This window comes from Paraburkholderia sp. RL17-373-BIF-A (genome assembly GCF_046030175.1).
Classification (GTDB): domain Bacteria; phylum Pseudomonadota; class Gammaproteobacteria; order Burkholderiales; family Burkholderiaceae; genus Paraburkholderia.
In genome coordinates, this window is the sequence record NZ_JARESO010000005.1 from 138,984 (window position 1) to 163,163 (window position 24,180).

At 63.6% G+C, this 24,180-nt stretch carries 19 protein-coding genes; 9 read left to right on the forward strand and 10 right to left on the reverse strand.

What is annotated here, in order from left to right; all coding sequences use genetic code 11:
* The first annotated feature begins 17 nt into the window (after positions 1-17).
* Positions 18-815: a UDP-2,3-diacylglucosamine diphosphatase gene (locus tag P0D80_RS08085; RefSeq protein WP_408282680.1), complete on the forward strand. Its 798-nt coding sequence runs from the start codon at positions 18-20 to the stop codon at positions 813-815.
* Between the two features lie 193 nt (positions 816-1,008).
* Here the strand turns inward: P0D80_RS08085 and cysE are convergent, their stop codons facing one another.
* The gene (gene cysE / locus P0D80_RS08090; protein WP_408175901.1) at positions 1,009-1,842 is read right to left on the reverse strand and encodes a serine O-acetyltransferase; all 834 of its coding nucleotides are present in this window, start codon (positions 1,840-1,842) and stop codon (positions 1,009-1,011) included.
* A 203-nt stretch (positions 1,843-2,045) separates the two neighbouring features.
* Positions 2,046-2,885, reverse strand: coding sequence for an RNA methyltransferase (locus P0D80_RS08095; protein WP_408282682.1), 840 nt, complete (start codon positions 2,883-2,885; stop codon positions 2,046-2,048).
* A 352-nt stretch (positions 2,886-3,237) separates the two neighbouring features.
* Here P0D80_RS08095 and P0D80_RS08100 point away from each other — a divergent pair, with 352 nt between their 5' ends.
* The 4 genes from P0D80_RS08100 to P0D80_RS08115 all read left to right on the forward strand — a co-directional run bounded on the left by P0D80_RS08100 (position 3,238) and on the right by P0D80_RS08115 (position 9,754).
* Complete coding sequence (locus tag P0D80_RS08100; RefSeq protein ID WP_408175900.1) at positions 3,238-4,041, forward strand: inositol monophosphatase family protein; 804 nt, start codon at positions 3,238-3,240, stop codon at positions 4,039-4,041.
* Positions 4,042-4,251: 210 nt separating this feature from the next.
* A complete protein-coding gene (lplT, locus tag P0D80_RS08105; protein WP_408175898.1) occupies positions 4,252-5,550 on the forward strand; it encodes a lysophospholipid transporter LplT in 1,299 nt (432 codons plus the stop codon).
* Between the two features lie 171 nt (positions 5,551-5,721).
* Positions 5,722-8,409, forward strand: coding sequence for a DNA mismatch repair protein MutS (mutS, locus tag P0D80_RS08110; protein ID WP_408282683.1), 2,688 nt, complete (start codon positions 5,722-5,724; stop codon positions 8,407-8,409).
* Positions 8,396-9,754 carry a hypothetical protein gene (locus P0D80_RS08115; protein WP_408282685.1) on the forward strand — a complete coding sequence of 453 codons (1,359 nt, stop codon included), beginning with the start codon at positions 8,396-8,398 and terminating at the stop codon, positions 9,752-9,754. The genes mutS and P0D80_RS08115 overlap by 14 nt, the downstream gene beginning before the upstream one ends.
* On the opposite strand, the gene P0D80_RS08120 is transcribed toward P0D80_RS08115, so the two are convergent.
* A complete protein-coding gene (locus tag P0D80_RS08120; protein WP_132373872.1) occupies positions 9,734-10,273 on the reverse strand; it encodes an FKBP-type peptidyl-prolyl cis-trans isomerase in 540 nt (179 codons plus the stop codon). The genes P0D80_RS08115 and P0D80_RS08120 overlap by 21 nt on opposite strands.
* A 32-nt stretch (positions 10,274-10,305) precedes the next feature.
* Between P0D80_RS08120 and P0D80_RS08125 the strand changes: the two genes are divergently transcribed.
* Positions 10,306-11,556 (forward strand): JmjC domain-containing protein, encoded by a 1,251-nt coding sequence (locus P0D80_RS08125; protein ID WP_408282687.1) that lies wholly within the window; start codon positions 10,306-10,308, stop codon positions 11,554-11,556.
* Positions 11,557-11,788: 232 nt separating this feature from the next.
* Positions 11,789-12,064: a hypothetical protein gene (locus tag P0D80_RS08130; RefSeq protein ID WP_083772052.1), complete on the forward strand. Its 276-nt coding sequence runs from the start codon at positions 11,789-11,791 to the stop codon at positions 12,062-12,064.
* A gap of 145 nt (positions 12,065-12,209) precedes the next feature.
* Here the strand turns inward: P0D80_RS08130 and yoaA are convergent, their stop codons facing one another.
* The 3 genes from yoaA to P0D80_RS08145 all read right to left on the reverse strand — a co-directional run bounded on the left by yoaA (position 12,210) and on the right by P0D80_RS08145 (position 15,774).
* Entirely contained in the window at positions 12,210-14,474 is a 2,265-nt protein-coding gene (yoaA, locus tag P0D80_RS08135) for a DNA repair helicase YoaA (protein WP_408282690.1), read from the reverse strand.
* Positions 14,475-14,538: 64 nt separating this feature from the next.
* Positions 14,539-14,757 (reverse strand): DUF465 domain-containing protein, encoded by a 219-nt coding sequence (locus tag P0D80_RS08140; RefSeq protein WP_007181361.1) that lies wholly within the window; start codon positions 14,755-14,757, stop codon positions 14,539-14,541.
* A gap of 126 nt (positions 14,758-14,883) precedes the next feature.
* Entirely contained in the window at positions 14,884-15,774 is an 891-nt protein-coding gene (locus P0D80_RS08145) for a hypothetical protein (protein ID WP_408282692.1), read from the reverse strand.
* Here P0D80_RS08145 and P0D80_RS08150 point away from each other — a divergent pair.
* A complete protein-coding gene (locus tag P0D80_RS08150) occupies positions 15,671-16,033 on the forward strand; it encodes a hypothetical protein (RefSeq protein ID WP_408283007.1) in 363 nt (120 codons plus the stop codon). The two genes, P0D80_RS08145 and P0D80_RS08150, sit on opposite strands and share 104 nt — an antisense overlap.
* A 145-nt stretch (positions 16,034-16,178) precedes the next feature.
* Positions 16,179-18,527 (forward strand): Tex family protein, encoded by a 2,349-nt coding sequence (locus P0D80_RS08155; protein WP_408282695.1) that lies wholly within the window; start codon positions 16,179-16,181, stop codon positions 18,525-18,527.
* Positions 18,528-18,688: 161 nt separating this feature from the next.
* On the opposite strand, the gene P0D80_RS08160 is transcribed toward P0D80_RS08155, so the two are convergent.
* The 4 genes from P0D80_RS08160 to P0D80_RS08175 form a co-directional block, all read right to left on the reverse strand.
* Positions 18,689-20,575 carry a potassium transporter Kup gene (locus P0D80_RS08160; protein ID WP_408175890.1) on the reverse strand — a complete coding sequence of 629 codons (1,887 nt, stop codon included), beginning with the start codon at positions 20,573-20,575 and terminating at the stop codon, positions 18,689-18,691.
* Positions 20,576-20,868: 293 nt separating this feature from the next.
* The gene (locus tag P0D80_RS08165) at positions 20,869-21,459 is read right to left on the reverse strand and encodes a phosphoribosyltransferase (RefSeq protein WP_168794484.1); all 591 of its coding nucleotides are present in this window, start codon (positions 21,457-21,459) and stop codon (positions 20,869-20,871) included.
* A 3-nt stretch (positions 21,460-21,462) separates the two neighbouring features.
* On the reverse strand, positions 21,463-22,809 hold the full coding sequence (locus P0D80_RS08170) for an adenylosuccinate synthase (protein WP_132373867.1): 1,347 nt from the start codon (positions 22,807-22,809) through the stop codon (positions 21,463-21,465).
* A gap of 203 nt (positions 22,810-23,012) precedes the next feature.
* Positions 23,013-24,164 (reverse strand): ATP phosphoribosyltransferase regulatory subunit, encoded by a 1,152-nt coding sequence (locus tag P0D80_RS08175; RefSeq protein WP_408175889.1) that lies wholly within the window; start codon positions 24,162-24,164, stop codon positions 23,013-23,015.
* Positions 24,165-24,180: the final 16 nt, after the last annotated feature.

Here is a 24,180-nt window from a genome sequence, read left to right on the forward strand (position 1 = left end):
GACATCAGGCACCTTCAATGCTGCAAGAAACGCCGCTGCGAAGCGTCGCCGCGGGCGTGCCTGGCGAGGGCAAACGCCCGCACGCCGCACGCCCGTTTTTTCTCCTCTCCGATATTCATCTGAGCGAGGCGATTCCGCATACGGTCGCCGCGTTCGAGCATTTCATCCGCTTCACGGCCGAGCAGGCCGATTCGGTTTTCATACTCGGCGACCTGTTCGAGTACTGGATCGGCGACGACATGCTCGTCGAACCGTTCGTCGCGCGCATGGCGGCGCTGTTGCATACGTTGTCCGAGCGCGGCATCGCGCTCTACATCATGCACGGCAACCGCGATTTTCTGCTGGGCAAGCGGTTCATGAAAGCGGCCGGCGCGATCTGGCTGCCCGATCCGTTTGTGATCACCGCATTCGGCACGCGCATCGCGCTCGCGCATGGCGATGGCTTGTGCACCGCGGATCGCGGCTATCAATTGTTCCGGCATTTTGCGCGCAACCGTTTCGCGCAGATGCTGTTTCTCGCGTGGCCGTTACGCTGGCGTCAGAAACTCGCCGAGAACATGCGCGCGAAAAGCGAGCAAGGCCGCTCGCGGCCGGTTTCGCCGAAGTACGACGTGACGGCGGCGGCCGTGGCCGCGTTATTCAAGTCGTCGAAAACGGCGACCATCATTCATGGGCACACGCACCGGCCGGCGCGGCATCGCGAGCCGGGCGGCACGCGCTGGGTTTTGCCGGATTGGGATCTCGACCACGGCGAGCGCCGTGGCGGGTATTTGCGTATCGATGCTGAAGGGATTCGGGCGTTGCCGTTGGGTTGAAGGTGGTGGTGCGGGTGATTGCAGCGCCGCTGGCTCTCCGCATGTCAGCGCTTTCGTTGGTTGAATGCGATCGTAATGATTGATCGCAGAGCGACTGTCGCAGCGCATGCCAGCGTCGTTACTGCCGTGCCTCCGCGTTGCATGCCGCATTCCCGTTAGCGTGAGCGGCGGCATCGTCGTCTGCAAGCAGACGTCAACGCTCCGCCGCCGCCCCTTCCACCTTGCCTGCAATCGCGGCCGACAACCGCCGCAGATCAAGCAACGCCGCATCCGCGCCTTGCAGTCCTTCGAGACTCGTACCCAGCCGCTCCAGTGCGTCGACGATTTCGTCGATGCGTTTCGCCTGGGTGGCGGCGTGATCGATCAGGCCATGGATCGCCAGCGACACCGGATCGTCCGCGTTCGGCGTAATGCCGTATGCGCAGAAGCCGCTGCTTCCGGCGGAGCGTTTGACGTCGCGCGCGGCGCCGTTGGAACCCGCATTCGCCGCCTCTGAAACCACTGCGGCCGCCGCCGGCACGATGATCCGCGCCGGATTACCCACCGCCGTGCCACGCGCGGGCACGGGCTTCGTCACCACCGCGTTCGATCCGATCTTCGCGTCCGCGCCGATCGTAAAACCGCCGAGCACCTTCGCACCCGCGCCCACGATCACGCCGCGCTCGAGCGTCGGATGCCGTTTCGCGCCACGCGTGAGCGACGTGCCGCCGAGCGTGACGCCCTGATAGATCGTGCAGTCGTCGCCGATCTGCGCGGTCTCGCCGATCACCACGCCCATGCCGTGATCGATGAACACGCGCCGCCCGAGCGTCGCGCCAGGATGGATTTCGATGCCCGTCATGAAGCGCGCCATCTGCGAGATGAATCGCGCGAACCAGCGGCGTTTAGCCCGCCAGCATGCATGCGCGAGCCGGTGCAGTACGAGCGCGTGCAGGCCCGGATAACACGTGAGGACTTCCCAGGCGCTGCGGGCGGCGGGGTCGCGCTCGCGGATCGTGGCGATGTCTTCGCGAAGTCTCGTGAACATGGCAGGGACTGTGTTGTGGGAGAAAGGGCCGCTCGCGCGACCTGGCGCGCGCCACGGCACGGCTTGCCGGATAGCACGGCGGCAGCTTTGCTTAGAACGTTTTGAGGATTGTAGGGGGATTGCGGAAAACCTGCCGGAAGTCCACGCTGCCGGCGGGGTCGTCGCCGGCTATCGGAAAAGCATTCAGGAACGGCATGCGGCGCTCAGGACGCGTCGCCGTCCTTGGACTTGGTCTTCAACAGAATGTGCTTGGCGATGCCGCGCACGATATTCACTTCCTCGCGCTCGAGACCCGAGCGTGCAAAGAGACGCCGCAGGCGCGACATCAGCTTCTTCGGATTGGCGGGATCGAGAAATTCGAGCGCGACCAGCGCGCTTTCCAGATGCGTGAACATGCTTTCGATTTCGTCGCTCGCGGCGCGTGCGCCTGCCGGCTCGCCCTGCCCCGCAGCCGCCTGAGCCGCAGCCACTTGAGCCGCCGTGGGCGCGCTATCGGCCGACAGATACATCGTGCGCAACTCATACGCCAACACCTGCACGGCCTGCGCGAGATTGAGCGAGCTATAAGCCGGATTGGCCGGAATATGCGCCAGCGCGCTGCATCGCTCGACGTCCTCGTTCGACAAACCCGTGCGCTCGTTGCCGAACACCAGCGCGATCTCGCCATGCACCGCCTGCTCGCGCGCGACGCCGGCCGCGGCGCGCGGCGTCCATTGCGGCGGCCCGTATTCGCGCAGCCGCGCGGTCAGCGCGATCGACCAATGCACGCCGTTCAGGGCGTCGGCGAGCGTCGGCACGACGTGCGCGGAGGCCAGCACGTCGTCGGCGCCGCTTGCCATGGCGATGGCTTCCGGATCGCTCTGCACGTGCGGCACGCGCGGCGACACCAGCACGAGCCGCGAGAACCCCATGGTTTTCAGCGCGCGCGCCGCGGCGCCGACGTTGCCCGGATGGCTCGGCTCGACGAGCACGAAGCGCGTCGAGGTGAAGCCCCCACGCAGTTCGGCTACGTCAGGATCGGAAGAATGGTGGGTGTGGTCCACGATGGAATTCTGCATGCTAAAGACGGGTATGGTAGCGCCAACGCCGCAGCCAGTCCGATTTGCATGCGAACGGGCTTGCCAATGCCGCGTAAGACCGGGGAGATGACCCGCCCGTCCCGAGAACGCTGCCGCGGCGCCCGGACTCAGGTAAAATACCTAGATTCGCGTCCAGCTTGGCATGGGCGCCTCGTTCTTATCCAATTCGTCTCCGTCGGCGGAATGCGCACCGGTCCTGTACCGGGCGAGCGTTCCGTGCTGTTTCCGCGCCTTTCTCGAGGGCGCCCAATTAGCGCAGGTTAGCGCTCATTTACCGGCCAGCAGCCGTGCTGCCCCGGCACAAGGATCCAGTCTCATGCATCCCATGCTCAATATCGCTGTGAAGGCCGCGCGCCGCGCGTCACAGATCATCACCCGCGCGTCGCTCGACCTCGATCTCGTCCAGGTCAGCAAGAAACAGCACAACGATTTCGTCACGGAGGTCGACAAAGCGTCTGAAGCGGCGATCATCGACACGCTCAAGACCGCCTACCCCGATCACGCGATCCTCGCCGAAGAATCCGGCAAGTCGGATGACGAATCCGAATATCAGTGGATCATCGATCCGCTCGACGGCACCACCAATTTCATCCACGGTTTTCCGTACTACTGCGTGTCGATCGCGCTGGCTCATAAGGGCATCGTGACGCAAGCCGTGGTCTACGATCCGACCCGCAACGACCTGTTCACCGCCTCGCGCGGCCGTGGCGCATTCCTCAACGACCGCCGCATCCGCGTGGCCAAGCGCGACCGTCTGGCCGACGGCCTGATCGGCACCGGCTTCCCGTTCCGCGAAAAGGACGGCCTCGAAGCGTACGGCCGCCAGTTCGCTGAAATGACCGAAGCCTGCGCCGGCCTGCGCCGTCCGGGCGCCGCCGCGCTCGATCTGGCGAACGTCGCCGCCGGCCGCATGGACGGCTTCTTCGAGCAAGGCCTGAATGCGTGGGACGTCGCCGCGGGCAGCCTGCTCATCACCGAAGCCGGTGGCCTGGTCGGCAACTACACGGGCGATTCGGATTTCCTGCACGTCGGCGAAATCGTCGCGGGCAACCCGAAGGTCTACGCGCAGATGATCCCGATCCTGTCGCGCTACAGCCGCACGCGTCAGCAACCTGCGTAAGCCTTGCCCGCGTGACGCCGGGTCAGCACCGGCAAACGGAATATGAACAAGCGGCTTCGGCCGCTTTTTCGTTGGCGCGCCTGCATGCAGCGGGCGTTCGTGCTACAAAGCGGAAGGCCGCGCCGGCGCACTCCATTGCTGGCTGCGTTTTGCGCGTTTTTGCTGCGCCCTGCTTTGCGCCTGACTTGCGCGCAGCTTCCGACCCGCTTCATGAAAAAAGGCTTCTACACAATCATCGCGGCGCAGTTTATTTCGTCGCTTGCGGACAATGCACTGTTGATCGCGGCCATCGCGCTGCTCTCCGTGATTCGCTCGGCCGCCTGGGTCACGCCGCTACTGCAGATTTTCTTTACCGTTTCGTACGTGCTGCTTGCGCCGTTCGTCGGCGCATTTGCCGACTCGATGCAAAAGCGCCACGTCATGTTCATCTCCAACGCGTTGAAGGCGAGCGGCTGCCTGATGATGATCGCGGGCGTTCATCCGATGATTGCCTACGGCGTGGTCGGCTTCGGCGCGGCCGCGTATTCGCCGGCCAAGTACGGCATCCTCACTGAACTGCTGCCGGCGGAAAAACTCGTCAAGGCGAACGCGTGGCTCGAATCGGCCACCGTGCTGTCGACCATCGTCGGCACGATGGTGGGCGGCGCGCTGATCAGCACCTTCGCGGATAAATTCGTCGCGCATGCGCATCTGCCGCTGATCCGCTCCTCCGCCGATCTCGCCATGTTCGCGACGATGGTGACGTATGCGATCGCCGCCGCGATCAACATCTTCATTCCCGACACCGGCGCGCGTTATGAGAATCGCCTGAGCGAACCGAAGAAACTGATCGGCGATTTCTATCATTGCTTCAACGTGCTGTGGGCCGACAAACTCGCGCAGATCGCGCTGTGGGTAACCACGCTGATGTGGGGCGGCGCGGTCACGCTGCAATTGCTGGTGCTCAAATGGGCCAACGTGAACCTCGGGCTGTCGCTCTCGAAGGCGGCGGTCATGCAAGGCGTCACGGGTCTCGGCATCGCGGTGGGCGCCGCGGCCGCGGCCGCGCTGATTCCGTTGCGCAAATCGCTGCGCGTGTTGCCGGTCGGCATTCTGACCGGCGCGGTGGCGATCGCCATGGCGTTCTACAACAAGGATCTGTTCCCGCCGGGCGCGGGTATTCGCATCGGCACGTACGTGCTGCCGTTCTACATTCTGCTCGCCTATCCGCTGATGATCCTGCTCGGCGCGCTCTCGGGGTTTTTCATCGTGCCGATGAACGCGATTCTTCAGCATCGCGGCGCGACGCTGCTGTCCGCGGGACATTCGATCGCGGTGCAGAATTTCAACCAGAATCTCGCCGTGCTGCTGATGCTCGGCGCCTACGCGCTGCTGCTCACGGCGAAGATGCCGGCGCAGTGGATCATCGTCGTGTTCGGCACCTTCATCACTTTCATGATGTGGCTGGCCAAGCGGCGTAGCGCGGTGAATGAACGCACGGTGGATATGCGGGCGATGGCGGAAGAATGACGCCTTCATGCAGGTGAAGCGGGCGCGGCGCGGCTCGTGCGAGATGTGTCGCCGCGGCGTAGGGCTGCAATGTGGATTGGCGGTTCAGATTGGCCGTCCGGCCAGGGTCCGCTCGCCGCGCCGGCAGGTTAAACTCACGCCCTGAACAGCTAACGCAAGAAGATACCGAGGATGGGCATTCAAACCGCAGCGGCCAACGACGTCGCACAACACACGCCGATGATGCAGCAATACCTGCGCATTAAAGCGGATCATCCGGGCACGCTGGTGTTCTACCGGATGGGCGACTTCTACGAACTCTTTTTCGAAGACGCGGAAAAAGCCGCACGTCTGCTCGATCTGACACTCACGCAGCGTGGCGCGTCGGCGGGCAATCCGATCAAGATGGCGGGCGTGCCGCATCATGCGGTCGAACAATATCTGGCGAAGCTGGTGAAGCTCGGCGAATCCGTCGCGATTTGCGAACAGATCGGCGACCCGGCTACGTCGAAGGGCCCGGTCGAGCGCAAAGTGGTGCGCGTGGTCACGCCGGGCACGCTCACGGACGCCGCGCTGCTGTCCGACAAGAGCGATGTCTACCTGATGGCCATGTGCGTGGCGCATAACCGCCGCGGCGTCGCGACCAGCGTCGGTCTTGCATGGCTGAATCTGGCGAGCGGCGCGCTGCGCCTCGCCGAAGTCGCGCCCGACCAGGTGGCGGCCGCGCTCGAGCGCATTCGTCCCGCGGAAATTCTGGTGTCCGACACGCCCAGCGACTCGGCAAGCTGGACGCCGCCGGTCAATGCGGGCGCCCTCACCCGCGTGCCGGTCTGGCACTTCGACGTCACCTCGGGCACGCAGCGCTTGTGCGATCAACTGGAAGTGGCGGGCCTCGACGGCTTCGGCGCGCATTCGCTGACTTGCGCATGTGGCGCGGCCGGCGCGCTGCTGCTGTATGCCGCCGCCACGCAAGGCCAGCAATTGCGTCACGTGCGCAGCCTGAAGGTCGAATACGAATCCGAATATATCGGCCTCGACCCCGCCACGCGCCGCAACCTCGAACTCACGGAAACACTGCGCGGCACCGAATCGCCCACGCTGTGTTCGCTGCTCGACACTTGCTGCACGACCATGGGCAGCCGTCTGCTGCGTCACTGGCTGCATCATCCGCCGCGCGAATCGGCGGTGGCGCAGGCGCGTCAGCAAGCGATCGGCGCATTGCTCGACGCGCCGCCTGGCACAAGCGTCGACTCATTGCGCGGCGCGTTGCGGCAGATCTCGGACATCGAGCGGATTACCGGGCGTCTCGCGCTGCTGTCCGCGCGGCCTCGCGATCTGTCGAGCCTGCGCGATACCTTCATTGCGTTGCCCGAGTTGCGCACGCAGCTCGCGGCCGTTGCGTCGAATGCGGATTCGCTGGCGCGCATCGACGCTTCGCTCGAACCGCCGCAAGCCTGTGTCGAACTGCTCAAGCGCGCGGTCGCGCAGGAACCGTCGGCGATGGTGCGCGACGGCGGAGTGATCGCGCGCGGCTACGACGCGGAACTGGACGAGCTGCGGGATATTTCGGAGAACTGCGGGCAGTTCCTGATCGACCTCGAAACGCGCGAGCGCGCACGCACGGGCATCGGCAATCTGCGCGTCGAGTACAACAAGGTGCACGGCTTCTATATCGAAGTCACGCGCGGTCAGACCGACAAAGTGCCCGACGACTATCGCCGCCGTCAGACGCTGAAGAACGCCGAACGCTACATCACGCCGGAACTGAAAACGTTCGAGGACAAAGCGCTCTCCGCGCAGGAACGCGCGCTCGCCCGCGAACGCTCGCTGTACGACGCGCTGCTTCAGGCGCTGCTGCCGTTCATCCCGGATTGCCAGCGGGTCGCCTCGGCGCTCGCCGAACTCGATCTGCTGGCCGCCTTCGGCGAGCGCGCACGCGCGCTCGATTGGGTCGCGCCCACGTTCTCGGCGGACGCCGGCATCGAAATCGAACAAGGACGGCATCCGGTTGTCGAGGCGCAGGTCGAGCAGTTCATCGCCAACGACTGCGCGCTCACGCCCGAGCGCAAACTGCTGCTGATCACCGGCCCGAACATGGGCGGTAAATCGACCTTCATGCGGCAGACCGCACTGATCGCGCTGCTCGCGTATGTGGGCAGCTACGTGCCCGCGCGGCGCGCCGCATTCGGGCCAATCGATCGCATCTTCACGCGCATCGGCGCTGCAGACGACCTCGCTGGCGGCCGCTCGACCTTCATGGTCGAGATGACCGAAGCCGCCGCGATCCTGAACGACGCCACGCCGCAAAGTCTCGTGCTGATGGACGAGATCGGCCGCGGCACGTCCACGTTCGACGGGCTCGCGCTGGCGTGGGCTATCGCGCGGCATCTGCTCGCGCACAACGGCTGCCATACGCTGTTTGCCACGCACTACTTTGAACTGACGCAGTTGCCGGCGGAATTTCCGCAGGCGGCCAACGTGCATTTGTCGGCGGTGGAACACGGGCACGGCATCGTGTTCCTGCACGCGGTCAACGAAGGTCCGGCGAATCAGAGCTACGGCCTGCAGGTCGCGCAACTCGCCGGCGTGCCGAACGCGGTGATTCGCGCGGCGCGCAAGCATCTGGCGCATCTCGAACAGCAGTCAGCCGCGCAACCCGCGCCGCAACTCGATCTGTTCGCCGCACCCATGCCGATGCTGCTCGAAGACGCCGACGACGAACGCGACGATGCCAAGGCGGAGCCGGCGGCATCGCCAGCTATGCAGGCGCTCGTCGAGCGTCTGCGCGGCATCGATCCGAACGATTTGCGGCCGCGCGAAGCACTCGATCTGCTGTACGAACTGCACGAGCTGGCCGCCGCGCCAGATGCGGATCATTGACGCACACAGGCCCTCGCAGCGTCCGCGCAAACTTCGCGCGGCGCTGACCCTCGCCCTCACGCTCTCGGGCGGCGGCGTGCCGCTCGCAGGACTGTTCGCGGGCCTGTCAGGTTTCGCGCCGGCGGCCTACGCCGATACGCCGCGCTACACCTTCGCGGTCATCGCCAACACGATGCAAAGCGCCGCCGACGAAGCGCCCACGCAACGGCTGATCGAAGCGATCAGCCGCGAGCGCGACATGTCGTTCATCGTCTACGACGGCAATCTGAAGGGCGCGAAAGAAGCCTGCCGCGATGCGCTTTACGAGCGTCGCCACGCGCTCCTCGAAACGTCACGACCCGCCCTCTTCTTCATTCCCGGCCAGCATGACTGGGCCGATTGCGGCACGGCCGAAGCCGGCGGCTTCGATCCGATCGAGCGGCTCGATCAGTTGCGTCAGACGCTCTTCGCCGACGCCACCTCGATGGGTCAGAACCCGATCGCGTTGACGCGTGAAAGCGAAGTCTCGCGCTTTCGTCCATATCGCGAGAACGTGCGCTGGCAACTGGGCGATACCGTGTTCGTCGGCCTGAACGCACCGAGTCCGAACAATCATTACCTGACCGCGGGCGGACGCAACGGCGAATTCGAAGACCGCGTGATCGCCAATGCGTTCTGGCTGGAACACGCGGGAGAATATGCGAAACGCCGCGACGCGCGCGCGATTGTCGTGTTCATTCAAGGCGACCCGGACCCTGAGCGCTACGAACGGCCTGACCGTTTTGCATGGCTACGTTTTGCGCGTAACACGCGCCGCGATGGTTTTCTGGAATTCAAACGCAGCCTTGTGAAGCTCGCGCAGATTTTCCGCGGACCCGTGCTGGTGATCCATTGCGACGACGAGCGTGCGAGCGCCGGCTTCGTGATCGATCAGCCGCTACGCAATGACAAAGGGATGCTGGTGACGAATCTCACGCGTGTCGCGCTCGCGCCGCATGATCGTCTTAATCAGTGGATTCAGGTGGATGCGGATCTCGGCAGAAAACCGCCGTTCCGGGTAAGCGTGCGCGATGTGCCGAAGCAAATGCCGATGCCCACCGCGCAGCCCGTGCTGCCGCACGATGAACCGCCCGCCTCGATGCCGGCTGTACCGGCGCTCGGACCCGCGTCGGAATTGCCGCCACTGTTGCAGACGCCCGGGGAGTCGCAACTGGATCAGCAGCCGCGCATACCGGCGGATCAGGGCGGCGGTGGCTACGGGCCGGCTACCTCGACGCCGCCCGCGCCGGCCTCACAGCCGCACACGCCGGGCGCTTCTTCAAGCCTGCCCGGCATGCCTGCAAGCTCAGTGCAGCGTGGGCCCTGACTTGTCTTCTTCGTCGTCCTCGTCTTCGTCGAGAACTTCGAGGCCGTCGGCGCCATGCGCGTGTTCGTGCTGGATTTCGTCTTCGGTAGCCGGGCGCACGTCTTTCACCGTCAGCGCGAAACGCAGTGCCATGCCGGCGAGCGGATGGTTGCCGTCGAGCACGACTTTGTCTTCCGCGACATCGGTCACCACGTAGACGAGCGAATCGAGATCCTCGTCGCCTTCTTCCGGCGTGCCTTCGAATTGCATGCCGACTTCGAGCGGTTCCGGGAAGCGATTGCGCGGCTCGATCTTCACCAGATCAGGGTCGTACTCACCGAACGCGTCTTGCGGCTCGAGCTGGATCTGAGTCTCGAAGCCGGCCTCGTGGCCGTCGAGCTCTTCCTCGATCTTGGGGAACGTGCCATCATAGCCGCCGTGCAGATAGACCATCGGCTCGTCGCTTTCTTCAATCAGATTGCCCTGCGCATCCGACAGCTTGTAAGCGACCGACACGACGGTGTTCTTTGCGATTTTCATTCGATTCTCCAGAATACAACTCACATTATACGATGCCCAAGCGGCCCACTGACCACCCGGCCGACGCAGCTTCGGCACGGAATTTGTCGCCGGCTTCAAAGCCGGCTGTTCCGGTTCTCCCGCCTTCGCCAGACACGCCGACACCACTGCTCGGCAATCTGACGCCGTCGCAATTCATGCGCCGCTACTGGCAAAAAAAACCGCTGCTGATTCGCCAGGCGATCCCGAACGTTGAGTCGCCATTGTCGCGCGACGAATTTTTCGAACTGGCCGATCAGGACGAAGTCGAAGCACGCCTGATCACGCATTTCCGCAATAAATGGCAGATGGAGCACGGGCCATTCGCACCTGACGAACTGCCGTCGGTGAAGCAACGCGCATGGACGCTCCTCGTGCAAGGCGTGGATCTCTACGACGATCGCGCGCGGGCTTTGCTGGACCGTTTCCGCTTCGTGCCGGACGCGCGTCTCGACGATCTCATGATCTCGTATGCAAGCGACGGCGGCGGCGTAGGGCCGCACTTCGATTCCTACGATGTGTTTCTTTTGCAAGTAAAAGGCAAGCGCCGTTGGCGTATCAGTGCGCAGAAAGATCTGACACTGCAAGCCGATTTGCCTTTGAAAGTTTTACAGAATTTCCAGCCCGAAGAGGAATGGCTGCTCGAACCGGGCGACATGCTGTACCTGCCGCCGCACATCGCGCACGACGGTATCGCCGAAGGCGAATGCATGACTTGCTCGATCGGTTTTCGCGCGCCTTCCGCGGGCGAATTGACCGCGCAGTTCCTCTATCATCTGGCGGAGCGCGGCGAGTCGGCGGGCCAGCCAGACGCGCTTTATCGAGATCCGCAGCAACCTGCTGTCGAGCATCCGGCCGAGCTGCCCGCGGCGTTGGTCGATAGGGTTGGCGCACTCCTTGCTGGCGTCAAATGGAATGAGCAGGATATTGCGTCGTTCCTTGGCACGTATCTCAGCGAACCCAAGCCGAGTGTCGTCTTTGATCCGCCGCAAAGGCCGCTTAATGAAGCCCGTTTCATCAGTCAGGCATCGAAGTCAGGTATTCGGCTGGACCGCAAGACTAATTTGTTGTACAACCGCCGTTTTTTCTTCGTAAATGGAGAGGAAACGTCATTTAACGGCGCAAAAAAGTGGTGGTTTGACCTCGCAAATCACCGGTGCATGAGTGCGAAACGCTTTGTAACACTCTCAGACGATTCGTCGGTGACAGCACGGCTACACGAGTGGTATTGTGCGGGCTGGATACAAGTGGGCGAGCTTGCGTAACTCTGCCTGCCTGCTATACCGTACAGTGAAATTTTGTATGAGAAAGACAACGTATTGACCCCGGATTTATGGATTGTCAGTACGAAAGTGCATATAATTTCCGCCCAAGCCGTAGGGAAGATTCGAGCTCGTCAAAAGAGCTTCTCCACCAGCGGCCCAGGTCGGTGTTGGAGCACATTACCGGTTTTATTTTGCGCTGTTGCTTACCTTTAAACCATAAAAGGACGTGATCATGAAGAAATCCCTCCTCGTAGCATCCCTGTTGGCAGCTGTGGCACTGGCTGCATGCAACAAGAGCAACGACCAAGCCGCTGCCCCGGCTAGCGACGCAGCTGCTGCTTCGGCACCGGCTGCCGCAGCTTCGGATTCGGCTGCTGCTGCTTCGGGTGCTGCTGCTGCTGCGAGCGACGCTGCTGCTTCGGCTACGACCGCTGCTTCGGACGCAGGCGCTGCTGCTTCGGACGCTGCCGCTTCGGCTGCTGCTCCGGCTTCGGGCGCAAGCCAGTAAGCTGTCGCATAGGGTTTCGCCTCTGGGCGAAAACTGCATCGGGAAGTCATCGCGATTTCCCGTGCAGTAAAGCAAAACGCCACGGATTCACATTCGTGGCGTTTTGTCATTTAGGCGCCGCTTTTTACAGCGGCGTCGATTGCTTCTATTCAGCCTGTTGCGCCGGCGCGGCGTTCTCTTCGAAGAACTCGCGCACGACCTCGATCTCACGGGTGCGTTTGAATGGCGGCAGGCTCTGCCAGATACGGCGCCCATACGGTTTGTCGACGAGACGTGTATCGCAGATCATCAGCACGCCGCGATCGGTCTCAGCGCGAATCAGACGGCCTGCGCCCTGCTTCAGCGTGATCACGGCCTGCGGCAACTGATGCACGGCGAATGGGCTCAAGCCTTTCTTGGTCAGCGCATCGAGTCGCGCCGACAGCACCGGATCGTCGGGCGGCGCAAACGGCAGCTTGTCGATCACCACCAGCGACAATGCGTCGCCGCGCACGTCCACGCCTTCCCAGAAGCTCTGGCTGCCCACCAGAATCGCATTGCCATAGGAACGGAAGCGCTCCAGCAACTCGGTGCGGCTCGCATCGCCTTGCACGAGCAGCGGATGGTCCCAGCCGCGCGCTTCGATCGTATCGCGCAGCTTGGCCGAGATGCGGTCCACCGCGCGCAGTGTCGTGCACAACATGAAGACGCCGCCACCCGATGCTTCGATCGCCGGCAACGCGGCGTCGAACACTGCGTCGGTGAACATCGGCGAGGACGGCTGCGGCAAATTGCGCGGCACGTACAGCAGCCCTTGCGTCGGATAGTCGAAGGGACTGGGCAGCGTCATCGAACGTTTCGCGTTCAGGCCCATCTGCGCGGCGTAGTGCGTGAAATCGCCGCGCACCGACAGTGTGGCCGACGTGAAGATCCATGCGCGCGGCACGCCGGCGCGCTGCTTCGCGAAGATCGGCGCGACCGACAACGGCGTTTCGTGCAACTGCACGGTATGCGAGAAGACTTCGATCCAGCGCACCTTTTCGTTCGGGTCGGCGCGCTCGGTTTTGCCGTCCGCAGAGGCGGCGTCAGCGGCTTCGCGCTCGGTCTGCGTGGGCGGCGTGGTCCAGCCGGCAAGCACGCCTTGCAGTTCGCGTGCGCGGCGCAAACATGCGCCGATCGGTTCCGCTCGCTCAGCCTGACCCGCCAGCGCGGACGCCAATGCATCGAGTTCGGTTTCGAGCGTTTCGAGCGCGGGGAATAACGGGTGATCGTCAGGCAACTGGCCGATCGACAAGCGCACCGTGTCTTCCTTGAAGGCAAGCCGCACATCGCGCGCGGCGCGCTCGAGCGTCGCGCCGAGCTTGACCCAGTCGACCGTTTCACGCGCATGCCCCAAACCTTCGGCCACCGAATCGCGAGCGAGCTCGAGAAACTGCGTAGTCGAAAGCGTCTCGCCGAAGAACAGCGTGGCTGTCTCGGGCAGCTGATGCGCTTCGTCGAAGATGATGGTGTTGGCGGTGGGCAGCAACTCAGCCATGCCCGTATCGCGCAGCATGATATCGGCGAAAAACAGGTGGTGATTCACCACCACGATATCCGCCTGCTGCGCCTCGCGGCGCGCCTGCATTACAAAGCAGTCCTTGTAATGCGGACACTCCTGGCCGAGACAGTTTTCACGTGTGGACGTGACCATCGACCACACCGCGGCCGTTTCAGGCACGCTCGCCAGTTCGGCCTTGTCGCCGGTGCGCGTGATCTTCGCGAAGCGCACGATATCCTGCAGATACGAGGTTTCCTGGCGCGACGGCAGACGGCCGTTATCCGCGGTGCGCTGCAGATAGTAGTGGCACAGGTAATTCGCGCGGCCCTTGAGCATGGCGACCGACACCGGCACTGCGAGCGCATCGCGCACGGTCGGAATGTCGCGCTGAAAGAGCTGATCCTGCAGATGCTTCGTGCCGGTGGAGACGATCACCTTGCCACCCCACAGCATGGCCGGCACCAGATACGCATAGGTCTTGCCAGTGCCCGTACCGGCTTCGACGATCAGCGTGTTTTCGCTGCCGTCGAGGCCGCCCGATTCCGCGCCCTCAGCGGCTTCGGCGGCGGCGTCGGTGCCTGCCCCCTGCAGACGCCGCGCCGGACGCTTCTGCGCCTCGAACATGGCCGGCTCGGGCATTGCGCGGCCCGACGCTTCCATGGCGGCGGCGACGGCGCGCGACATTTCGATCTGCGACGCGCGCGAGCGATACCCGTCGATCTGACGGGCCAGCAAACCGTTCTCAGCGAAGATCTCGTCCAGTTCGACGACGCGGCGCGGATTCAGCGACGCGCTCAGTGCGGACGCGGCAGGACGCGGCGCCGGTGTAGCGGCTCCTGATGCGTCGTCGCCCGGCGTGGCACGGGATGAAGTTTCAAGCGGTGAATTCAAGGCAAGCGTTTCCTGCAAAGTCCGGCTCGCGCGGCGCGCGCCCGGCGCCTGCCAGGCCGCGAACTCAGGCGCGCGCGTCCGGTTCGAGCTGCAACTGCAGCAAGATGATGGTGTCCTTGACTTTGAGTTTGCGCTTTTTCAGGCGCTGCAACTCGAAGTCGTCGATGCCGGGCTCATCCGACATTCGGTCGATCAACCGATCGAGCCCACTATGCTCCGATTCCAGTTGCAGAATGCGGTCGCGCAGTGTGTCCGCGTTGATGACGTGATGTTGATCCCGCATGCTCGCCTCCTCTCGTCGATGGTGCGGGCTACGTGTGCAGCCCGCTACCTGAGGTTGCTGTCCGGCTTAAAACGCATTACGGCGGCTACGGCCCTGTCACGCACGCTCAGGGCCCCTTCAGCACGCTTACTGCTGTTGTTGCTGCTGCTTTTGCTGCTCTTCCTGTTGCTGCTGTTTCAACGCGTCCTGACGCTTCTGCTCGGCTTTCTCGGCCGCCTGTTTCTGACGCGCCTCCACGTCCGCCTTGTGCTGCGCCGCGTCCGCCTGCTTCTTCTCGAAGCTCTGCTGCTTCTGCACGCGCTCCTGCGCCTTCTGCGCGCCTTGCGCACGCGCCTCGTCGAGCTTGCGCTGGAAGTCGCCCTGCTTCTGATCGTACGCCTGCTGGTTGGCCGCAGCCTGCGACGGGCTGATGCCGCGCTGCGCCTGATCCAGCGCATGCTGACGCTGCTTCTCCTGATAGGCCTGCGCATTCGCGCTGCGCTGCGGCGCTTCGGCGGCGCGCTGCGCCTGATCGAGCTGATGCTGACGCTGCTTGTCTTCGTAAGCCTGGGCGTTGCGCGCGTCGTCGGCGGCACGCTGCGGCGCGCTCGCTTCGTCCTGCGCGCGCTTGATCGCGGCCTGCTCGTCACGCACACGGGCGCGCTGCGTGCGCTGTTCGCCGTCGAGCGCGAGCTGTTCCTTGCGAATGTCGGCCTGCACCGAGCGCATGCTGTCGCGCGCCTTGTTCAGGCAATAGTTGACGAAGAACTTGCTATAGCAGTCGTGTTCCGCAATGCCGTAGCGGTAGTTGTTCTCCTCGGTGCGCTGATCCAGAACTTTTTGCCGTGCGTCGAAATCGCTTTCCGGCGCTGCCGCGTTGCCGGCGTTGTCCGTGCCCTCGGCGTTCGTGGCGCCCTGCACCTTCGTCGCGCTCATGGCCTGCTCGCCCGATGCGGCGGCCGGCGCCGAGGCGCCTGCGGGCCGCGCGGCGCTGCTGCTCGCCGGCGTCACGGATTGCGCCACGGCCGGCGCGGACATGGCCAGCGCGGCGGCCAGCACACACGACGCGCACGACGCGAAAAACATCCCATTGGAAAGGAACGCAGACCTGAACACGGAGCGCGGCGCCGACACGAGCGAGGTGCGCGGCGAACGAGACAAACCCGGCGACAAAAACGGCGGCAATTGTGACAGGCGAGAGACCAAGCGGGAGCCCAGGCAGTTGAGGGACAAGGAGATCGGCAACGTCGTAGAGGGTCAACGGAACATGCCCGAAATTCTATCACCCTGCGGTTGAGCCCTTTTGCATTTATGGCAAAATGCCCCGCTCCAGCAACCTGGTCGCAGCGCGCACGCCCGGCCTGTCCCGACGTGCCTCACGTGCCCTCACGTAGCGTCAGCGCGCGGCCCCCGAACTGAGTCCGCAGGAACACCAAGACCTTATGACGGAAACCGTAGCACTCAAGATCGTACAGCGCATCGCCGCCGAACTGTCCGTCCAGCCGCGCCAGGTCGCGGCCGCGGTGCAACTTCTCGACGAAGGAGCGACTGTTCCGTTCATCGCCCGCTACCGTAAGGAAGTGACCGACAATCTCGACGACACGCAACTGCGCAACCTCGAGGAACGCCTGCTGTATCTGCGCGAGCTGGAAGACCGGCGCGCCGCGATCATCGCCAGCATCGACGAACAGGGCAAGCTCACCGACGAGCTGCGCGCCGCGATCGAAGGCGCCGACAGCAAACAGGTGCTGGAAGACCTGTATCTCCCGTACAAGCCGAAGCGCCGCACGCGCGCGCAGATCGCCCGCGAAGCCGGCCTGCAGCCGCTTGCAGACGCGCTGCTGGCCAATCCCCTGCTCGACCCGCAAACCGAAGCCGCCGCCTACGTGGACGCCGAGAAAGGCGTCGCCGACGTGAAGGCCGCGCTCGACGGCGCGCGCGACATTCTCTCGGAACAGTTCGGCGAAACGGCCGAGTTGCTGGGCAAGCTGCGCGATTACCTGTTCAACCAGGGCGTGGTGTCGTCGAAAGTGGTGGAAGGCAAGGAAAACGCCGAGGAAGAAAAATTCCGCGATTACTACGACTACGCGGAAACCATCCGCACCGTGCCGTCGCATCGCGCGCTGGCGCTGTTCCGCGGCCGCAATGCGGGCGTGCTGATGGTCAAGCTGGGCTTGGGCGAAGAACTCGACGCGCAGGTGCCGCATCCGGGCGAAGCGCTGATAGCGCGCCACTTCGGCATTGCGAACCAGAATCGTCCGGCCGACAAATGGCTTTCCGACGTGTGCCGCTGGTGCTGGCGCGTGAAGGTGCAGCCGCACATCGAAAACGAGCTGCTGACCAATCTGCGCGACGAAGCCGAGCACGAAGCGATCCGCGTGTTCGCGCGCAATCTGAAAGACTTGCTGCTGGCCGCGCCGGCCGGGCCGAAGGCCGTGATCGGCCTCGATCCGGGCATGCGCACCGGCGTAAAAGTCGCGGTGGTCGATCGGACCGGCAAGGTGCTCGCCACCGACGTGATCTATCCGCACGAGCCGCGCCGCGACTGGGACGGCTCGATCGCGAAACTCGCGCGCATCTGCGCGCAGACGCAGGCTGAACTGATCAGCATCGGCAACGGCACGGCGTCGCGTGAAACGGACAAGCTCGCGAGCGAACTGATCGCGCGTCATCCGGAATTCAAGCTGCAGAAAATTGTCGTGTCCGAAGCCGGCGCGTCGGTGTACTCGGCCTCCGAACTCGCGGCGAAGGAATTCCCCGACATGGACGTGTCACTGCGCGGCGCGGTGTCGATTGCGCGCCGTCTGCAGGACCCGCTCGCCGAGTTGGTGAAGATCGAGCCGAAGGCGATCGGCGTCGGCCAGTATCAGCACGACGTGAATCAGCGCGAACTGGCCCGTTCGCTCGATGCGGTGGTCGAAGACTGCGTGAACGCGGTCGGCGTGGACGCGAATACGGCCTCCGTCGCCCTGCTCGCCCGCGTCTCGGGTTTGAACGCCACGCTGGCGCGTAACATCGTCGACTATCGCGATGCGAACGGTCCGTTCCCGTCGCGCGAGCATCTGCGCAAGGTGCCGCGTCTGGGCGACAAGACCTTCGAACAGGCAGCCGGGTTCCTGCGCATCAATAACGGCGAGAATCCGCTCGACCGCTCGTCGGTTCACCCGGAAGCGTATCCGGTCGTCGAACGCATGCTGGCGAAGATCAGCAAGCATGTCGGTGAAGTACTGGGCAATCGCGAGGCATTGCGCGGTCTGTCGCCCGTGGAATTCGTCGACGATCGTTTCGGCCTGCCGACCGTGCGCGACATTCTGCTCGAACTCGAAAAGCCGGGCCGCGATCCGCGTCCCGAGTTCAAGACCGCGACCTTCCGCGAAGGCGTCGAGAAGGTCAGCGATCTGACGCCGGGCATGGTGCTCGAAGGCGTCGTGACAAACGTGGCGGCGTTCGGCGCGTTCATCGATATCGGCGTACATCAGGACGGTCTGGTGCACGTGTCGGCCATGTCGACGAAGTTCATCAAGGACCCGCATGAAGTCGTCAAGGCCGGCCAGATCGTCAAGGTGAAGGTGCTGGAAGTCGACGTGAAGCGTCAGCGTATTGCCTTGACGATGCGGATGGATGACGAGGTCGGCGCGGCAACGGCGCGCAGCGGTGGCGGCGCCCAGCAGGATCGCGGCGGCGCGGGCCGCTCAGGCGGCGGTGGACGCGGCGCACAGCAACAGCGCTCGCGCGAGCCGGAAGCGGGCGGCGCAATGGCGGCTGCGTTCGCCAAGCTCAAGCAGAAGTAAGTTTGCTGCTTTTAGGGCGCGTGATTCGCTCACGCGCTGGTTGAGCTTGTTGAGCGCGCGCATTGCTCGATCGATCAAGCTCCAAACAAAAAGCCCACGCATTCGCGTGGGCTTTTTTGTTTGCGCCCTGCATGGGGGCGCTTGAAAATCAGCGGCAGCCGTCAGATCTCGATCTTCGTCCCCAACTCCACCACCCGATTAGCCGGAATACTAAAGAAGTCCGTCGGCTTCGCGGCATTCTGATGCATCCATGCGAACACACGTTCGCGCCACACCGACATGCCCGGCAGTTGCGTCGGCACCACCGTTTCGCGCGCGAGGAAGAACGACGTGTCCATCATCTCGAAGGTCATGTCGCGTGTGCGGCCGACTTCGAGCAGGACCGCCTTCACGTCCGGCGTTTCGTTGAAACCGTAGGCCGCCTTGACGAGATACAGGCCGCCGTCGATATCCTTGACCGTCACACGCTCCGAGTCGTTCACGTACGGAATATCGCGCGTCACGAAGGTCAGGAAGATGGTGCGCTCGTGCAGCACCTTGTTGTGCTTCAGGTTGTGCAGCAGGCTCACTGGCACGAGCGAATCGCTGCCGGTGAGATAGATCGCCGTGCCCGACACGCGATGTGGCGGATGCGCGAGCAATCCCTGCAGGAACGGCATGAGCGGGATACCGTCGGCGGCCGTGCGCTCCTTCACGATCATGCGGCCCTTGAACCAGGTCATCAGCAGGAAGAACAGCAACGCGCCGATGCCGAGCGGCAACCACCCGCCTTCTTCGACCTTCAGCAGGTTGGCGCCGAAAAATCCTAGATCGACCGTCATGAACACGCCGATGATCAGCGCCACCAGCAGCTTGTTCCAGTTCCACACGTTCACCATCACGACGCAGGCGAGAATCGTGGTGATCACCATGGTGGCCGTCACCGCGATACCGTATGCGGCCGCGAGATTGTCCGAACTCTTGAAGGCAATCACGATGCATAGAATGATGAACAGCAGCATCCAGTTCACCACCGGCACATAGATCTGGCCGATCGCCAGCTCCGATGTGTGCAGGATCTTCATGCGTGGCACATAGCCGAGCTGGATTGCCTGGCTCGTCAGCGAATAGGCGCCGGAAATCACGGCCTGCGAGGCGATCACGGTCGCGACGGTCGAGAGCACGACCAGCGGCAACAAGGCCCAGTCCGGTGCGAGCAGGAAGAACGGATTTTCGATGGCCTTCGGATCGTGCATCAGCAGCGCGCCCTGGCCGAAGTAGTTCAGCACCAGCGAAGGCATCACGAGGAAATACCACGCCATGCGGATCGGCTTGGCACCGAAGTGGCCCATGTCGGCGTACAGCGCTTCCGCGCCGGTCAGCACCAGTACGACCGAGCCTAGCACCACGTAGGCCTGCAGCACGTGCGCGGCCATGAAGGTGTAAGCGTAATACGGGTTCAGCGCACGGATCACATTCGGCGACTGCAGGATATGCCACAGGCCGAGCACCGCGAGCACCGCGAACCACAGCACCATGATCGGACCGAACAGACGGCCGACCATCGCCGTGCCGTGCCGTTGAATCCAGAACAGCAGCACGAGGATCACCATCGTGAGCGGCAGCACCAGATGCGACAGATGGGGCGCTGCGATCTCCAGACCCTCGACCGCCGAGATCACCGAAATGGCCGGCGTGATCACCGCGTCGCCGTAGAACATACAGGCGCCGAAGATGCCGAGCATCACCAGCAAGCCGGCCATTTTCGACTTCTCGTCGAGCGAGCGCAGCGCCAGCGCCATCAACGCGAGCACACCGCCCTCGCCGTTGTTGTCCGCGCGCATCACGAACAACACATATTTGATACCGACCACGATCACGATCGCCCAGAACAGCAGCGAGATCACACCCAGGATTGATTGATCGGTCAGCGGAATGCCGTGAGACGGGCTAAAGGCTTCTTTCAGCGAGTACAACGGGCTCGTGCCGATATCGCCGAACACCACTCCGATCGCAGCGAGAGCGAGGGAAGGCAGAGGCTGTTTGTGCACGTGATTGTTATCTGTCATAAACGCGAGGAAATCCGTTCCCTGAGCGGAAAAACGACCGCCATTCTAAACTGCCAGCATGGCGCCGCCCGGCTTGTTGTGGATACACCACGTGATCGTCCGCGCAGTGTAGCACTGCGATATGAGCGCGTCTGCTGCACGAGCCGCATTGCCGGCATCGTCAATGCGCGGTTTGCGATGCGGGCGCGCACGGCCCACACATAAAAAAACGGAGCCCGATGGGCTCCGTTTTGCGAGACTACGCGGGGTACGGCGCAGGGTACGACGCAACACGTTCAGCGCCGTCTTGCGCATCACTCCCCCGACGACTCCTGCGCTTGCTGCATGCCGCGCTTGATCCACGCACCGAGGTTATGCGGACGCACCGTGTCCCATTCCTCGAACGGTTGATGGATCCACGGATTAGTGGGCAGATACTGCACGTGGTAATCGGGCTTCACCTTCGAGCAGCCCTTGTACCAGAGCACCGCCGAACGCACCGCGGTGATCGCCGGATAACGCTCTTTCAGATGCTGCTGAACACGCGCGAGCGTCACGCCCGAATCGACCAGATCGTCGACCAGCAACACGTTGCCGTGCAACTCGCCACGCGTCATTGTGATGTATTGCGCTATGTCGAGCTCGCCCTGCTCCGTGCCGGCTGCTTCACGATACGAACTCGTGGCAAGAATCGCCAACGGCAGATCGTAAATGCGCGAGAGCTGATCGCCGACGCGCAGACCGCCGCGCGCGAGGCACAGGATCTTGTCGAACTTCCAGCCGGACTCGTGCACCTGCAACGCCAGCAATTCGATCAGCCGGTGATACTCGTCCCAGCCGACCCACAGGTTCTTGTCATCGTTGCGCGGATCTTTCATCGCAATCATGGGTACACCTTGCACCATGGCTTAAACCTTGAACGGATGACGAAGCAGAATCGTTTCGTCGCGATCCGGACCAGTCGACACCATGTCGATCGGAATGCCAGCGACTTCCTGCACACGCGACAGATAAGCGCGCGCATTCGCGGGCAGCTTGTCCCATTCCTTGATGCCGACGGTGCTTTCCTTCCAGCCCGCGAAGGTTTCGTACACCGGCTCGCAGCGCGCGACTTCCGACGAGCCGCGCGGCAGCAGGTCGACGTGTTTGCCGTCGACCGTGTAGCCGACGCACAGCTTCACTTCGTCGAGACCGTCGAGCACGTCGAGCTTGGTCATGCACAGACCCGACACGCCGTTGATCTGGATCGAGCGGCGCAGCGCGGCGACGTCGAGCCAGCCGGTGCGGCGCGGACGGCCGGTGACCGAGCCGAATTCTTTGCCGACGGTCGCCAGTTCGAGGCCGATCGCTTCCTGACGGGCGGCGTTATCCGCGTCGTACAGTTCGCTCGGGAACGGGCCCGAACCGACGCGCGTGCAGTACGCCTTGGTGATGCCGAGAATGTAGTTCAGCTTTTGCGGACCGACGCCCGCGCCCGCCGTGGCCGCACCCGCCACGCAGTTGCTCGACGTGACGTACGGATACGTGCCGTGGTCGATGTCGAGCAGCGTGCCTTGCGCGCCTTCGAACAGCAGGTTGCTGCCGGCCGCGTTCGCGTCGTACAGACGGCGCGACACGTCGGTGACCATCGGCTTCAGACGGTCGGCATAGCTGAGCATCGTGTCGAGCGTTTGCTGGAAGTCGACAGCGGCGACGCCCAGGTATTGCGTCAACACGAAGTTGTGATAGTCGAGGTTTTCACGCAGACGTTCGGCGAAGATCTCCGGCTCGAACAGGTCCTGCACGCGCAAACCGCGGCGCGCCACCTTGTCTTCGTAAGCCGGGCCGATGCCGCGGCCGGTGGTGCCGATCTTGCCCGCGCCACGGCGCGCTTCGCGGCCTTGGTCGATGGCGATGTGATACGGCAGGATCAGGGTGGTGGCTTCGGAAATGAAGAGGCGATTCTGAACGTCGACCCCGGCGGCTTCGAGCTCGCCGATTTCCTTGAACAGCGCTTCCGGCGACAACACGACGCCATTGCCGATGTAGCACGCGACGCCGGGATGCATGATGCCCGACGGAATCAGCCGCAAGATGGTTTTCTTGCCGCCGATGATGAGCGTGTGACCGGCATTGTGACCGCCCTGGAAGCGAACGACGCCTTGAGCGTGGTCCGTCAGCCAGTCGACGATCTTGCCCTTGCCCTCATCACCCCACTGGGTTCCCACGACGACGACGTTACGCCCGGGGTTCACATTCACTGCGCTGGCAGACATGTTGTTTCGTAAGCTGGTTAAAAACGTATTCTACCTATGTTCGCGGAACCTTCCGAATTTTTCCGTTTCCGCTCAACGGTATGCACGTTATGTTGGGTATTGCGAAAGTAGCACGGCCGGCGGCCGCGCAGCGTTTTAACGACACGTTCGACGCCGTCCGACGTGCCCTGACGATCGCCCTCGGACGGGTCCGCGGAACGCGCTCAGGCGCGCGGTTCGACGACCCAATTTCCGTTGCGCTCGACCAACACGCGGTCGAACGCGAATTCGTCCAGATCGTGTTCGTGGCCGGGCAGCGCCTGAATCACCACTTCGCCGGCATCGCGCAACGCGGCGACGCTCACGCGCAGTGCTTCGTCGTGCTGCCACGGCGCGAGAATCGCGCTGCTGCGCGCTTCGACCGGCGAAATCCGCGCCACTTCGCGCAGATCGAGCGAAAAGCCGGTGGCCGCCCGCGCACGGCCGTACGCTTGGCCCACGTGGTCGTACCGGCCGCCGCGCGCCACCGCGTTCGGCACGCCGTCCACATACGCCGAGAACATCACGCCGCTGTGATAAGCATAGCCGCGCAGATCCGCGAGATCGATCATCACTTCGGCGCCGTCGACCTGGCTCGCGAGGAACGCGAGGTCGTCGAGCGCGCGGGCGATGGCCGGCGCGTTCGGCAAGCGCGCACGCGCTTCCTCGAGCACCGAGGCGTCGCCGTACAGCGTGGGCAGTGCGCGCAAGGCGTCGCGGATCACCGGCGTGAGGTTGGCCGTCAGTTCGACGAGGCGCGGCACGTCCTTGCCCGCCAGCGCGTCATAGAGCGACTGCCCGAGTTCGGCCGCGGCCGGCTCGGCTTCGATCAAGGCGGCGAGCACGCCCGCGTGGCACAGATCGAGGCGCACTTTCGCGAGACCGGCCAGACGCAGCGCGTCGAGCATCAGTTGCTGGATTTCCAGGTCCGCTTCGAGGCCGGCGTGTCCGTAGATTTCCGCGCCGATCTGGATTTGCTCGCGCGTGGCGTGCAGGCCGCGCGGACGCGTATGCGCCACGTTGCCCGCGTAGCAAAGACGCGTCACGCCCTGGCGATTCAGCAGATGCGCGTCGATGCGCGCGACCTGAGGCGTGATGTCCGCGCGCAGACCGAGCGTGCGCCCGGACAATTGATCGACCAGTTTGAAGGTCCGCAGATTCAGATCGTGTCCACCGCCCGTCAGCAGCGACTCGATGTACTCGAGCAGCGGCGGCATGACCATCTCGTAGCCGTACGAGCGGAAACGGTCCAGCAAATGGCGCCGCAATTCTTCGATCTTGCGGGCTTCCGACGGCAGCACGTCGGCGATATTCTCGGGAAGTAACCAGGTCGACATCGATACAGTCCTACGA